Annotated in this window: 16 protein-coding genes; 12 read left to right on the top strand and 4 right to left on the bottom strand. The window is 67.9% G+C overall.

What is annotated here, in order from left to right; translation table 11 throughout:
• The first annotated feature begins 40 nt into the window (after window positions 1-40).
• The 7 genes from lmeA to IC40_RS0102405 all read left to right on the top strand — a co-directional run bounded on the left by lmeA (window position 41) and on the right by IC40_RS0102405 (window position 3,995).
• Window positions 41-850 carry a mannan chain length control protein LmeA gene (gene lmeA / locus IC40_RS0102435; protein WP_090558764.1) on the top strand — a complete coding sequence of 270 codons (810 nt, stop codon included), beginning with the start codon at window positions 41-43 and terminating at the stop codon, window positions 848-850.
• A complete protein-coding gene (locus IC40_RS0102430; protein WP_030133178.1) occupies window positions 847-1,281 on the top strand; it encodes a thioredoxin family protein in 435 nt (144 codons plus the stop codon). Before lmeA ends, IC40_RS0102430 begins: the two co-directional genes overlap by 4 nt.
• A gap of 20 nt (window positions 1,282-1,301) precedes the next feature.
• Window positions 1,302-1,403, top strand: a complete 102-nt coding sequence (locus IC40_RS28520; RefSeq protein WP_368858985.1) for an Ms5788A family Cys-rich leader peptide — start codon at window positions 1,302-1,304, stop codon at window positions 1,401-1,403.
• Between the two features lie 92 nt (window positions 1,404-1,495).
• A complete protein-coding gene (locus IC40_RS0102425; RefSeq protein ID WP_030133177.1) occupies window positions 1,496-1,954 on the top strand; it encodes a DUF4395 domain-containing protein in 459 nt (152 codons plus the stop codon).
• Between the two features lie 41 nt (window positions 1,955-1,995).
• Window positions 1,996-2,829 (top strand): sulfurtransferase, encoded by an 834-nt coding sequence (locus tag IC40_RS0102420; RefSeq protein ID WP_030133176.1) that lies wholly within the window; start codon window positions 1,996-1,998, stop codon window positions 2,827-2,829.
• Between the two features lies 1 nt (window position 2,830).
• Window positions 2,831-3,133: a DUF1416 domain-containing protein gene (locus IC40_RS0102415; protein WP_023986283.1), complete on the top strand. Its 303-nt coding sequence runs from the start codon at window positions 2,831-2,833 to the stop codon at window positions 3,131-3,133.
• A 193-nt stretch (window positions 3,134-3,326) separates the two neighbouring features.
• Entirely contained in the window at window positions 3,327-3,995 is a 669-nt protein-coding gene (locus IC40_RS0102405) for a heme-binding beta-barrel domain-containing protein (protein ID WP_030133175.1), read from the top strand.
• Between the two features lie 262 nt (window positions 3,996-4,257).
• Here the strand turns inward: IC40_RS0102405 and IC40_RS0102400 are convergent, their stop codons facing one another.
• Window positions 4,258-5,031, bottom strand: a complete 774-nt coding sequence (locus tag IC40_RS0102400; protein WP_191293566.1) for an aminodeoxychorismate lyase — start codon at window positions 5,029-5,031, stop codon at window positions 4,258-4,260.
• A gap of 52 nt (window positions 5,032-5,083) precedes the next feature.
• Here IC40_RS0102400 and ygfZ point away from each other — a divergent pair, with 52 nt between their 5' ends.
• Entirely contained in the window at window positions 5,084-6,154 is a 1,071-nt protein-coding gene (gene ygfZ / locus IC40_RS0102395; protein ID WP_030133173.1) for a CAF17-like 4Fe-4S cluster assembly/insertion protein YgfZ, read from the top strand.
• 143 nt (window positions 6,155-6,297) lie between these two features.
• The gene (locus IC40_RS0102390) at window positions 6,298-6,504 is read left to right on the top strand and encodes a DUF3073 domain-containing protein (RefSeq protein WP_030133172.1); all 207 of its coding nucleotides are present in this window, start codon (window positions 6,298-6,300) and stop codon (window positions 6,502-6,504) included.
• Between the two features lie 42 nt (window positions 6,505-6,546).
• On the opposite strand, the gene purM is transcribed toward IC40_RS0102390, so the two are convergent.
• Window positions 6,547-7,623 carry a phosphoribosylformylglycinamidine cyclo-ligase gene (gene purM, locus IC40_RS0102385; protein ID WP_019511103.1) on the bottom strand — a complete coding sequence of 359 codons (1,077 nt, stop codon included), beginning with the start codon at window positions 7,621-7,623 and terminating at the stop codon, window positions 6,547-6,549.
• 119 nt (window positions 7,624-7,742) lie between these two features.
• Between purM and IC40_RS0102380 the strand changes: the two genes are divergently transcribed.
• Complete coding sequence (locus IC40_RS0102380; protein WP_042509858.1) at window positions 7,743-8,165, top strand: cupin domain-containing protein; 423 nt, start codon at window positions 7,743-7,745, stop codon at window positions 8,163-8,165.
• An 18-nt stretch (window positions 8,166-8,183) separates the two neighbouring features.
• Here IC40_RS0102380 and purF read toward each other — a convergent pair whose 3' ends face one another.
• On the bottom strand, window positions 8,184-9,734 hold the full coding sequence (purF, locus tag IC40_RS0102375; RefSeq protein ID WP_030133170.1) for an amidophosphoribosyltransferase: 1,551 nt from the start codon (window positions 9,732-9,734) through the stop codon (window positions 8,184-8,186).
• A gap of 147 nt (window positions 9,735-9,881) precedes the next feature.
• Here purF and IC40_RS0102370 point away from each other — a divergent pair, with 147 nt between their 5' ends.
• On the top strand, window positions 9,882-11,198 hold the full coding sequence (locus IC40_RS0102370) for a hypothetical protein (protein ID WP_030133169.1): 1,317 nt from the start codon (window positions 9,882-9,884) through the stop codon (window positions 11,196-11,198).
• On the opposite strand, the gene IC40_RS0102365 is transcribed toward IC40_RS0102370, so the two are convergent.
• Window positions 11,195-11,575, bottom strand: coding sequence for a sterol carrier family protein (locus IC40_RS0102365; RefSeq protein ID WP_030133168.1), 381 nt, complete (start codon window positions 11,573-11,575; stop codon window positions 11,195-11,197). The two genes, IC40_RS0102370 and IC40_RS0102365, sit on opposite strands and share 4 nt — an antisense overlap.
• Window positions 11,576-11,592: 17 nt before the next feature.
• Between IC40_RS0102365 and IC40_RS0102360 the strand changes: the two genes are divergently transcribed.
• Complete coding sequence (locus IC40_RS0102360; protein ID WP_030133167.1) at window positions 11,593-12,801, top strand: MCE family protein; 1,209 nt, start codon at window positions 11,593-11,595, stop codon at window positions 12,799-12,801.
• The last annotated feature ends 7 nt before the right edge of the window (window positions 12,802-12,808 follow it).

Raw genomic sequence — 12,808 nt, 5'->3', positions numbered from 1 at the left:
GCAGACCGGAACCGGCGGGTGCCCGCCCCGGCGCACGGGTGTGCGCCAGAATGTGGCGGTGCGCAAGATGCTGATCGGGGCCATCTCGACCGTCGTGGCGGTGGTTGTCGGGGCCGTCGGCACCGATTTCGGAGCCGCCATCTATGCCGAATACCGCCTCGCCCGTAGCGTGCGGACAGCCAATCACCTGGACTTCGATCCGTGGGTCAGCATCCTGGGCTTCCCGTTCGCGACCCAGGCCCGCGCACACCGATACCAGGAGCTTGAGATCCGGGCCGCCGGCGTCGACCACCCGGTCACCGGGAAGGTGTCGCTGGAGGCCACGCTGCACGATATCGACATCACCGGCACCGGATGGCTGATCGGGCCCGACGCGCGCCTGCCCGTCGGAAAGGTGGAAAGCCGGATCATCCTGGACTCCACCCACATCGGCAGGTACATCGGCATGAAGGACCTGTTAGTGGAGGCACCCACCCGCGAGACCGAGGACGGATCACCCGGGGTGACCGAGTCCGGCATCTCCAGCGGCCAGGATCTGGTGTTCACCGGTACGCCCGACGGTCTCGACAAACGCGTCAGCGTCGCGGTGGACCTGTCACTGGCCGACCCCGGCGACACCACCCTGGTGATGACGCCCACCGGGGTGCTGACCGGCCCCGGCACGGCCGACGAGGCGGTGCCCGAGGACAAGACCGCCGATGTGCTCGACGCGTTCGCCGGCCGCATCCCCGGGCAGCGATTACCGTTCGGGCTGCAACCCACCACCGCCGGAGCGCGCGGTTCCGATCTGATCATCGAGGGCATCGCCGAAGGACTAACCATCGACCTGGACGGGTTCAGACAGTCATGAACACTTCGTTGGCGATCGTGATCGTGGTGGTGATCGCGGTGCTCGGGCTCGGCTATATCGTCGGCAAGCTGGTCTCGTTGCGTTCGGGGATGTTGCGCGCCGCCGACGAGGCCGCCTCGATCGACACCGGCGGCCTGGGCCTGTCCACCGAGGGACCCACCATCCTGCATTTCACCGCGACCTGGTGCGGTCCGTGCGCGGCGGTGCGACGGGTGGTCGACCAGGTGATCGCCGACCTCGCCGAGCAGGGCAACACGGTCGGCCATGTGGAGATCGACATGGACGAGAATCCCGAGGCGGCACGACGACTTTCGGTGCTGTCGCTGCCGACGACGGTCATCTTCGACGCCGACGGGCATCCGCGCTACCGCACGACCGGTGTCCCCAAGGCCGCTGACCTGCGCTCGGCCCTGCAACCTCTATTGGCCTGACGACGGTGCGAACGGGTACCATGTCGGTCGTGACCGCCCGTCTTGAGCTGATGCTCACGAAACGCCGCGCAGTTGATCTGTGCCGCACGGCGGGTTGTTGCTGTTGTTGTTGTAGCTGCTGAGTAGCCGCGCCCCCTTTCTTGGTGCGCATGCTCGCGGAGGCGCCCTCGTGGCCTGCCCCAGCCCAGTCCAGCCAAGCAACAGGAGCACTCATATGCCAACCGACCAGATCGATCAGGTAGACGTCCGCGGCCCTCGGTTCGTCGCCTGGGTGACCACCGCCGTACTGATCACCACGCTGCTCGTCTCGGCGGTCAGCGCGCCCGCTGCAGCGGTCATCCTCGGCCTGCAGACCGTCGTGTTCGTCATCGGCGCCACCGCCGGACCACGTCGCCATCCCTACGGCCGGGTCTACGCCGCGCTGATCGCGCCGCGCCGCGGACCGGTCACCGAACGCGAACCGGTGCCGCCGCTGAAATTCGCCCAGCTCGTCGGGTTCGTCTTCGGGCTGGCAGGCACGCTCGGCTTCGTCGCGGGATTCCCGACGGTAGGCCTGGTGGCCACCGCGTTCGCCCTGTTCGCAGCGTTCCTCAACGCCGCCTTCGGCATCTGCCTGGGCTGCCAGATCTATCCCCTCGTCGCGCGGTTCCGCCGCGTTCCCGCCCACCCCTGACTCACCAACGACACGCTTCACCAACCGAAAGGAACCACTTCATGGCACGCTCCGACGTCCTGGTCTCCACCGACTGGGCCGAGAGCAATCTCGACGCACCGAACACGGTGTTCGTCGAGGTCGACGAGGACACCTCCGCCTACGAGGGCGGGCACATCGCCGGCGCCGTCCGCATCGACTGGAAGACCGAGCTGCAGGACCAGGTCAAGCGCGACTTCGTCGACCAGCAGCAGTTCTCGAAGCTGTTGTCGGACAAGGGCATCGCCAACGACGACACCGTCATCCTCTACGGCGGTAACAACAACTGGTTCGCCGCCTACGCCTACTGGTACTTCAAGCTCTACGGCCACGAGAACGTCAAGCTGCTCGACGGTGGACGCAAGAAGTGGGAGCTCGACGGACGCCCGCTGGTCACCGAGGTGCCGAACCGTCCTGCCACGTCCTACACCGCCAAGGCTCCCAACAACGACATCCGCGCCTTCCGCGACGAGGTCATCGCCGCCATCGGTGAGAAGAACCTGGTCGACGTGCGCTCCCCCGACGAGTTCTCCGGCAAGATCCTCGCCCCGGCGCACCTCCCCCAGGAGCAGAGCCAGCGTGCCGGCCACATCCCGACCGCCATCAACGTGCCGTGGAGCAAGGCTGCCAACGAGGACGGCACGTTCAAGTCGGACGAGGACCTGGCCAAGCTGTACGCCGACGCGGGCCTCGACGGCGACAAGCTGACCATCGCCTACTGCCGCATCGGTGAGCGGTCCTCGCACACCTGGTTCGTGCTGCAGGAGCTGCTCGGCCACAAGAACGTCAAGAACTACGACGGTAGTTGGACGGAATACGGCTCCCTGGTGGGTGCCCCGATCGAGTTGGGAAGTTGATATGTGCTCTGCCCCTAAACAAGGACTGACGTTGCCCGCCGGCGTCGACCTGGAGAAGGAAACCGTCATCACCGGCCGCGTGGTCGACGGTTCCGGCCAGGCCGTGGGCGGTGCCTTCGTCCGGCTGCTCGACGGCTCCGACGAGTTCACCGCCGAGGTCGTCGCATCGGCCACCGGTGACTTCCGCTTCTTCGCGGCGCCGGGCAGCTGGACCCTGCGTGCTCTCTCGCCCGCCGGAAACGGTGATGCCAGCATCAGCCCGACCGGTGCAGGCATCCACGAGATCGACGTCAAGGTCGCTTAGTCAAGATCGCTTGGTCGAGTTTGCTTAGTCGATGTGCGGTGGCACCGCGCCCGGGCCTCGGCTCGAGCGCGGTGCCCATCGGCGGTTAGGATCATCCCGTGGTGTTGTTCTTCGAATTCCTGCTCGTGGTGGCCGTCGTCGTCATCACGTGGTTCGCGCTGTACGCCGTCTACCGGCTCGTCACCGACGAGGGGTGAGCGGTCCGAGGCCTTCGGACGGCGAGTCCGTTGCCCCCGGGTCGGGTGACCGGGCGGTGGCTGCTGCGGCCGAACGGGCCAAGATCACCGCGGGCCGCAACATCCCCGCCTTCGACGACCTCCCGATTCCCGCCGATACCGCGAACCTGCGCGAGGGCGCCGATCTCCATGACGGTCTGTTGGCGTTACTCCCCCTCGTCGGGGTGTGGCGCGGTTCCGGCGAGGGCCGCGACGCCTCGGGTGACTACCACTTCGGCCAGCAGATCATCGTCTCGCACGACGGCGGGGACTATCTGAACTGGGATTCCCGTTCGTGGCGATTGTCGGAAACCGGTGAGTACGTCGGTCCCGCGTTGCGCGAGACCGGTTACTGGCGGTTCGTCAGCGACCCCGCCGATCCCGACGAGACCCAGGCCATCGAGCTGCTGCTGGCCCACGCGTCGGGTTATATCGAACTCTTCTACGGCACCCCGCTGAACCAGGCGTCCTGGGAGCTGGCCACCGATGCACTGGCCCGCAGCAAGTCCGGCCAACTGGTCGGCGGCGCGAAGCGGCTCTACGGCATCGTCGAGGGCGGCGATCTGGCCTATGTCGAGGAACGCGTCGACGCCGACGGCGGACTGGTGCCACATCTTTCGGCGCGGCTCACCCGCTTCATCGGCTGAGCCCCTTAAACAAGAGCAGCCCCCGAGCCGTTTGATCTTGGTTGGACCAACCAAGGGCTCGGGGGCCGGGTGGCTACTTGGTATTCGCCAGCGCTCGCAGGGTGCGCGAAACGCGTGTGCGAAGAGCCAAGACGCTCATCACACTCCTGGTGCTGCTAGCTAGCAGCCACCTCACTTGTCCGTATGTCACTCAATTTCTCGGACCACCTCCCTTCCTGTGTACGAGCGACCGTACTCCCAGAACCCGGGTCCGACAACCGATTTAGCCGGTGATCGCGGTCTCGACCAATCGGGCCAGGTTGTCGGCACCGGGCGCGGGCGCCAGCGCCACCCCGTTCAGGGTGTGCACCCTGGCGGCCAGCGTCACCGAAGAGAGCAACCAAACACCTTGCGCGGCAACAAGATCAGCGACCGTGAGCGGCCGCCAGCTGCAATGCGGGGCGATATCGAACAACGCGGCCACCGTCGTGCCCGCCAGGATCTGCGGGGTGGGCGGCGGACTGAGCAGCGTTTCGCCCATAGCGATCACGACCGACGAGCGGGGCCCCTCCAGCACGGCCCCCGCGGTATCGACGAAGACAACGTCGTCGGCACCACATGCCTGCGCATACCGCAGGGCCGCCGAGTTCATGGCGTAGGACAGCGATTTCGCACCGGCGATCCGCCCCCGCGGCCCGGGATCGAGGGTTATCGCCGCCACCCCGTCGCGGCGCGCCCGCAGGGCCCGGTCCGGCAGATCCGAGACCGTCACGAACGACACCCGCGGTCCGTGCACCAGTCGCAGGACACCGTCACCTGGCCTTTGCGCCAGGGCCACCTCGATGGCGGCCCGCCAGCGCTGCGGGTCGGGCGCGGGAAGCCCGACCAGCGCGGCCGACGCCGCCAGCCGGCCGAGGTGGGCATCCAGCAGACAGGGGGTACCGGCGCGCAGCAGCACCGTCTCGAACACCCCGGCAGCACGGACCAACATGGGGTCCATGGCACCGATCAGCGGGGCGGACGGGGACCGCACCACGCCATCCAGGGTCACCACCACGTCGGCGGATCGAGGGGGCATCCGGGCAGCGTAGCGGTCGTAGCATGGATGCATGTCTGCCGTTCCCGCCCCCGAAACAGGTCCCGACGCCGGCGCGGTCTGGCATTACGGCGATCCCCTCGGCGAGCAGCGGGCCGCGGCCACCGCCGCGGTCGTGGTCGACCGCTCGCACCGGGCCACGCTGCAACTGACCGGCGGTGAGCGCAAGGGCTGGTTGCACACCATCTCCAGCCAGCACGTCAGCGAGCTTCCCGACGGCGCGGTGGCCGAGAACCTCAGCCTCGACGGCCAGGGGCGTGTCGAAGACCACTGGCTCCAGACCCAGCTCGACGGGGTCACCGTGCTGGATACCGAAGGCTGGCGCGGGCAACCGTTGCTGGACTTCCTGCGCAAGATGATCTTCTGGGCCGATGTCGTCGTCGACCCCGTCGACCTCGCGGTGCTCTCTCTCATCGGTCCCGCCGCACCGAAGGCGCTGGCCGATCTCGGCCTGGTGGTGCCGTCCGCACCGTGGACCGCGACACCGTTGCCCGACGGTGGCTTCCTGCGCGCGGTGTTCTCCGACGAGTTCGACCTGGTGGTACCCCGGTCCGACAAGCAGGACTGGCTGTCCCGGCTCGACGGGGTGGGCGTCCGGCAGGCCGGGGTGTGGACCTACGAGGCGCACCGGGTGAGCGCGCTGCGGCCCCGACTCGGCGTGGACACCGACGAACGCACCATCCCGCACGAGGTGGGCTGGATCGGTGGGCCCGGCCAGGGCGCGGTGCACCTGGAGAAGGGTTGCTACCGCGGCCAGGAGACCGTCGCACGGGTGCACAACCTCGGCAAGCCGCCGCGGATGCTGGTGCTCGTGCAACTCGACGGTTCCGCCGACCGACCGAGCACCGGTGATCCGCTGCTGGCAGGCGGCCGCGCGGTGGGCCGCCTCGGCACCGTCGTCGACCATGTCGATGACGGTCCGATCGCCTTGGCGCTGGTCAAACGCGGTATCCCGGCCGATACGACCCTGGTGACCGGGGGTGAGGTCGAGACCGCCGCCGCGATCGAAGCCGAGTCGATGCCCGACACGGAGCACGTCGGCGCGGGCAGGCTGGCGGTCGAGAGACTGCGCGGCACCCGCTGACTCCAGCGCTGACACCGCTGGCAGGTAGGGCCTACCAGCGGTCCGCCCCGAGGCACGGTAAGGTATCGGCAGGACAATAAACACACTCAGATCGGAGCCGCCTGCACGTTGGGCCGCTCCGTTATTGCGCGAGGGGGTCCCCTATGGGCCGCGGCCGGGCTAAGGCAAAGCAGACCAAGGTTGCTCGAGACCTGAAATACAACACGCCAGAGACTGATTTCGAGCGGCTTCAGCGCGAACTGTCCAACGGCGGTCGCAGCAGCGGCGGTGCCGACGACTTCAACGGCAGCGCCGATGATTTCGGTGGGCCCGTCGATCGCTATGCCGACGAGGACGACTGGCGTCGCTGACGCCGGCCGGCGTCCCCGCGGCCGGCGACCCTCGACGGGTCTCTAGAACCGCGGGTGGCGCCCGACGAGCTGAGCTCGAACCCCATCCTTTGCGCCCTTGGCCACCGTCCCCACCGGCCAGCACGCGAGGTGGCGAGCGGTGAGAATCGCCAACGCGCGGTCGGTGTCCTCCGGCGCGACGATGGCGACCATACCGACGCCCATGTTGAACGTCCGTTCCATTTCGGCACGCTCGATGCGCCCGCGCTGGGCGATCATGCCGAAGACGGGCGCCGGGGTCCAGGTGCCACGATCGAGTTCGGCCACCAGGCCGGGCGGGATGATGCGCTCCAGGTTGCCCGCGAACCCGCCACCGGTGATGTGGCAGAACGTGCGCACCTGCGTCTCGGCCGCCAGCGCGAGGCAATCCTTGGCGTAGATGTAGGTCGGCTCCAGCAACTCCTCACCGAGGGTGCGGCCGAACTCCTCGACGTGGCCCGAGAGATCCATGCGATCGATCTCCAGGAGGACCTTGCGCGCCAGCGAGTAGCCGTTGGAGTGCAAGCCGGTGGACGCCATCGCGATGATCACATCGCCGGGCTTGACCCGGTCCGGCCCGAGGACGTTATCGGCCTCCACGACGCCCACGCCGGTGGCGGAGATGTCGTAGTGGTCGGGTTCCATCAGACCGGGATGTTCGGCCGTCTCACCGCCGAGCAGGGCGCAGCCGGCCAGCACGCAGCCGTCGGCGATACCCGAGACGATCGCGGCGACGCGTTCGGGGACCGTCCGTCCCACCGCGATGTAGTCCTGCAGGAACAGCGGCTCGGCACCGCACACGACCAGATCGTCGACGACCATGGCCACCAGATCCAGACCGACGGTGTCGTGCTTGTCCATCGCCTGGGCGATGGCCAGCTTGGTGCCCACCCCGTCGGTCGAGGACGCCAGTAACGGCTCGCGGTACCCGTCGCGCAACGCGAACAGCCCGGCGAACCCGCCGAGGCCACCGCGTACCTCCGGTCGGGTCGCCCGCTTGGCAAGCGGCTTGAACAGCTCGACGGCGCGATCGCCCGCCTCGATGTCCACGCCGGCCGTTGCATAGGAAATACCGTGTTGTTCGTCGTGTCCCTGACCCATGTCAGCGACCCGCCCGTTGAAGCTCGCTCATCGGGCCCAAGGCTACCCGGTCGGCGTCCGCCGATCGCATCCTGCAGACCCGACCCGCTCTCACCGCAGTTGTGAGACCGTGACCGGTCATGACCAGATTGTGCGGGGCGCTGCTCGTCGGGATGTTGTCGTTGGGTTGGCCGGCTCCCGCGGCGGCCACCCCCGGCGAGGGTGTGCAGGGACGTGTCCTGGTGCAGTCCACCGGTGACGGCCAGGACTTCGTCACCAAGGAGCTCACCATCGCCCCGGGCGGCAGCACGGGCTGGCACTGGCATCCCGGGCAGGTGTACGGCGTGATCCGGTCCGGGACGCTGACCCACTACTCGGCCGACTGTTCCGTCGACGGGACCTACCCGGCGGGCAGCGCCATCACCGAGACGGTCGGGCCGGGCTATGTGCACGAGGGCCGCAACCTGGGCCCCGACCCGCTGGTGATGTGGGTGGGCTATATCGTGCCCGCCGGCTCCCCACTGGCCAACTCGGTGGACAACCCGGGCTGCCCTTTCGAATGATCCGGCCCGGGGACGCCGTCACGGCCGTCGTACGGCGTCCGCGTTGTCCCCGCCCGCGTTCGTGGACTCCAGCGGGAGGCCGTTGCGCGCGGCACTGGCCAGCATGTGCTCGATGACGTTCTTACCCAGCGCGGACTCCCCGGGAAGTTCGATCGGGTAATCACCGTCGAAACATGCCGAGCACAACCGCGATGCGGGTTGTTCGGTGGCGGCCACCATGCCGTGGTGGCTGATGTAGCCCAGGGTGTCGGCGCCGATCGCCCGCCGGACCCCTTCCAACATCTCCGACTCGTCGGCGGAATTGCTGGCGGCGTTCGCGATCAGTTCGGCGGGGGTGGCGAAGTCGATTCCGTAGAAGCACGGCCACTTCACCGGCGGGGATGCGATCCGGACGTGCACCTCCACCGCCCCTGCCTCGCGCAGCATCCTGATCAAGGCCCGCTGGGTGTTACCACGCACGATCGAATCGTCGACGACGATCAGCCGCTTTCCGCGGATCACCTCTTTGAGCGGGTTGAGCTTGAGCCGAATGCCCAGCTGACGAATGGTCTGCGAGGGCTGGATGAAGGTGCGGCCCACGTAGGCGTTCTTCATCAGGCCCTGGCCGTAAGGAATTCCGGAACCCTGTGCGTAGCCGACGGCGGCCGGGATGCCCGATTCGGGTACGCCGATCACCAGATCGGCCTCGACGGGATTCTCGGCGGCCAGCCGGCGGCCGATGTCCACCCGGGTGGCGTGGACCGAGCGGCCACCGATGACGCTGTCTGGCCGGGCCAGGTAGACGTACTCGAAGACACAGCCCTTGGGGGTCGGGTTGGCGAACCGGGTGGACCGCACGCCGTCGGCATCGATTGCCAGGAGTTCGCCGGGCTCGATATCGCGCACGAAGGAGGCGCCCACGATGTCGAGGGCGGCGGTCTCCGAGGCCACCACCCAGCCACGGTCGAGGCGGCCCAGCGACAACGGGCGCACGCCGTGCGGGTCGCGGGCGGCGTAGAGAGTGTTCTCGTCCATGAAGGTCAGGCAGAACGCGCCGCGCACGGTGGGCAGCAGCGCCAGCGCCGCCTGCTCAAGGGTGGAATCGGCGGCACCGTGCGCCAGCAGCGCACCCAGGATGTCGGAATCGGTGGTGGCGGCCGGCGCGCCGCGGGTGTCGATCAGGCCGGCAGACCGCGCGCGGGTCGCCAATTCGGCGGTGTTGACCAGGTTGCCGTTGTGCCCGAGGGCCACACCGGTACCCGCGGCGGTGTTGCGGAAGACCGGCTGGGCGTTCTCCCACGTCGTCGAGCCGGTAGTCGAGTAGCGGCAATGCCCGACCGCGACGTGTCCGTGCATGGCGGCCAGGGTCTGCTCATCGAACACCTGGCTGACCAGACCCAGGTCCTTGAAGACGAGAACCTGCGCACCGTCGGCCACGGCGATACCGGCGGCCTCCTGGCCGCGGTGCTGCAGTGCGTACAGGCCGTAGTAGGTGAGCTTGGCCACATCTTCACCGGGAGCCCAGACGCCGAAGACGCCACACTCCTCTTTGGGGTCGGTCTCGTCAGGCTCTACCGGCGCGGAGGTCACGATGGCTGCTCCCTGGGGGCTGGGGGTGACGGGGCCAGTCTACGGTCATCGGCACCGAAAAACTCAACAGCAAGATGGTTTTCGCCACCTCCGGACGGGGGTTTACCCCGTTCCGCGGCCGGTATCCGGCAACTACCGTCAGCTGGCGTGTGGAATTTAGTGACGAAGGTCGCATTTCGCTTCTGCGTCATCTACTTCGGATTGTTCTGTTTGTGGTTCGCGCAGATCACCTACGCGTTCACCGGCGTCCTCGTGCTGTGGCTGCCGCCCGGTGCGGTGATGTGGCAGATGCTGGTGACCGATCCGGTCAACAGCTGGGTGGGCCGCACGGTCTTCGGTATCGATGCCGCGATCCGCCGGGACTCGGGCAGCGGGGACCAGGCCGCGATCTGGGTATCGATCCTCTGTCTGCTGATCATCGCCGTGCTCGGCACCGCGCTGTGGTCGGTCCTGGACCGCCGGCGGACCGATTACGCCCGGCAGGCCGTCTGGTTCACGGTCTTCCTGCGGTTGTGTCTCGGCGGGCAGATGCTGTTCTACGGGTTCGCCAAGCTGATCCCCACCCAGATGCCGACCCCGCCGCTGGCGGCGCTGGTGCAACCCCTCGGCGAGTTCAGCCCGATGTCGATGCTGTGGCTGCAGGTCGGCACCTCCCATCCCTACGAAATGGCCCTCGGTGCGGTGGAGGTGACGGCAGGCCTGCTGCTGTTCTGGCCGCGCACCGCCCTGCTGGGCGCATTGTTGAGCCTGCTCAGCATGGGCCAGGTGTTCCTGCTCAACATGGCCTTCGACGTGCCCGTGAAGATCCTCTCGTTCCACCTGATGCTGATCAGCATCGTGCTTCTCGCCCCGCATCTGCGGCGTCTGGTCGATGTGCTCGTGCGCCACCGTGCTGTGCAACCGGCGCCGACGCCACGGCTGTTCGCATCGGATCGGGCGAACCGCATCGCCACCGCCGTGCAGATCGGGCTCGGGGTATGGATCAGCATCGGGCTGGCCGTCACGGGCTGGCAGGCGTGGCACGAATACGGTGACGGACGGGACAAACCAGAGCTCTACGGGATCTGGACGGTCACCGACTTCCGCGTCGACGATCGGCAGGCACCACCGCTGACCACCGACCGATTCCGTTGGCAGCGAATAATTTTCGATAAAGAGGGGGTGGTGACGATCCAGTGGATGGACGGTGACCTGCGCGACGCACCGCTACAGTTCGAGCCAGGCAGGCGGCATCTCACGATCACGACCCCGCTCCCGAAACCGGACGGTGTGACCGCTCCGGCGGTGGATCCGGCCGAGTTCGCCGAGTTCGATTTCACCAGGCCCGCACCGGATCGCTTGGAACTGGCCGGCACGGTGCAGGGTCGCCCGGTCACCATGAAGCTGGAATCGATTGATCTGGAGAGCTTTCCGTTGCGCAACCGGGGCTTCCACTGGGTGCAGGAGTACCCCTACATGCGCTAGCCGGGCAGGGTGACCAGGGGCAGTGCGTCGGCGATCTCAGCGGCCCGGGCGCCCGAGAGGTGCAGTCGGGGATCGGTCATCGCGGTCAGACCGGTGACCAGACGCAGCCAGGTGCGGGGATCGGTCTCCACCACATTGGGCGGTGTTCCGCGAGTGTGCCGGGGACCGGCGATGCACTGCACTGCGACGAACGGCGGAACCCGCACCTCGACGCTGGCGCCGGGGGCGGCCGCGGCCAGGGTGCGTGCGGTCAGCCGCACGGCGGCGGCGATATCGGCCCGGGCCGGCGCGGGTTGGGCCTCGTCGTACAACCAGTGCGCCACGGCCAATACCGCGGCGCGTGTCTCTGCCGGATCGGCAGTGCGGCGGGCCACCATCGGAATAGTGTCGCAAAGTGGCTTTCGTCGACCGGTCGGCACCGCCGTACCGGGTGGCGGGTGCAGTGGCCCTGGTGCTGCTGGCCGCCGCCGGCGTGCTGCTCTATCAGCAGTTCCGCGGTGAGTTCCGGTCGCGCGTGGAGCTCACGTTGCTCTCACCGCGCGCCGGTTTGGTGGTGGATCCGGGTACCAAGGTCACGCTGAACGGTGTCGAGATCGGTCGCGTCGGCCGGATCGCGCCGGCCTCGTCCGGTCAGGCCCGGCTGACACTGCTGGTCGATCCGCGGTACCTGTCGTTGTTGCCTGCCAATATCGGGGCAGAGATCAAGGCCACCACCGTGTTCGGCAACAAATACGTGGCGTTGGCCGCACCACGGCATCCGGTGGGACCGCATGCCCGTGCGCACGACGAGATCACCGCGACCTGGGTCAGTACCGAATTCAATTCCTTGTTCGAAACGGTGTTGGCCATCGCCGAACACGTGGACCCGGTGCAGCTGAATCAGACGCTGACCGCGACCGCCCAGGCGCTGGGCGGTCGCGGTGGCACCTTCGGGGCCGCGCTATCCGACGGCAATGCCATCCTGGCCTCGCTCAACGCGCAGCTGCCACAGTTCCGCCGCGATGTCCGCGCGGTGACGGCGCTGGCCGATGTGTACGCCGGAGCCGGTCCCGACCTGTTCGACGCGCTGTCCGCCGCGGCCACCACGGCGGATTCCGTCGACGACGAACGCGACGCCCTGGATGCGGCCCTGTTGGCCGCGGTCGGTGTCGGGGGCACCGGCACCGACATCGCCGAACGCTCCGGACCGTATCTCGCGCGCGGGGTCCAAGATCTCCTTCCCACCGCGACGCTGTTCGACTACTACAGTCCGCAACTGTTGTGCACACTGCGCAACTATCACGATGCGGCACCGCTGATGGCCCAGGTGTTCGGTGGGGACAACGGGTTCTCGCTGGCCTCGGCGGGCACCATCTTCGGCCTCGGCGGGGTCGGCAATGCCTATGTCTTCCCGGACAACCTACCGCGGGTGAACGCCCGCGGCGGCCCGGGCGGGCGTCCCGGCTGCTGGCAGAAGATCACCCGGGAGCTCTGGCCCGCACCGTATCTGGTGATGGACACCGGCTTGTCCATCGCTCCGTACAACCATGTCGAACTGGGATCGCCGATATTCACCGAGTATGTGTGGGGCCGGCAGATCGGCGCACCGACGATCAATCCCTGACCCGTTC

This window comes from Mycolicibacterium neoaurum ATCC 25795, assembly GCF_000691525.1.
GTDB lineage: Bacteria > Actinomycetota > Actinomycetes > Mycobacteriales > Mycobacteriaceae > Mycobacterium > Mycobacterium neoaurum.
This window is presented reverse-complemented; position numbering and strand designations above follow the sequence as displayed.

Excerpts from the sequence above, each read along its gene's own strand:
- IC40_RS0102425 (WP_030133177.1), top strand. The coding sequence starts at position 1,496 with ATGCCAACCGACCAGATCGATCAGGTAGACGTCCGCGGCCCTCGGTTC.
- IC40_RS0102390 (WP_030133172.1), top strand. The coding sequence starts at position 6,298 with ATGGGCCGCGGCCGGGCTAAGGCAAAGCAGACCAAGGTTGCTCGAGAC.
- IC40_RS0102430 (WP_030133178.1), top strand. The coding sequence starts at position 847 with ATGAACACTTCGTTGGCGATCGTGATCGTGGTGGTGATCGCGGTGCTC.
- IC40_RS0102420 (WP_030133176.1), top strand. The coding sequence starts at position 1,996 with ATGGCACGCTCCGACGTCCTGGTCTCCACCGACTGGGCCGAGAGCAAT.
- purM (WP_019511103.1), bottom strand. The coding sequence starts at position 7,623 with ATGGGTCAGGGACACGACGAACAACACGGTATTTCCTATGCAACGGCC.
- IC40_RS0102415 (WP_023986283.1), top strand. The coding sequence starts at position 2,831 with ATGTGCTCTGCCCCTAAACAAGGACTGACGTTGCCCGCCGGCGTCGAC.
- ygfZ (WP_030133173.1), top strand. The coding sequence starts at position 5,084 with ATGTCTGCCGTTCCCGCCCCCGAAACAGGTCCCGACGCCGGCGCGGTC.
- IC40_RS28520 (WP_368858985.1), top strand. The coding sequence starts at position 1,302 with ATGTCGGTCGTGACCGCCCGTCTTGAGCTGATGCTCACGAAACGCCGC.
- IC40_RS0102380 (WP_042509858.1), top strand. The coding sequence starts at position 7,743 with ATGACCAGATTGTGCGGGGCGCTGCTCGTCGGGATGTTGTCGTTGGGT.
- IC40_RS0102365 (WP_030133168.1), bottom strand. The coding sequence starts at position 11,575 with ATGGTGGCCCGCCGCACTGCCGATCCGGCAGAGACACGCGCCGCGGTA.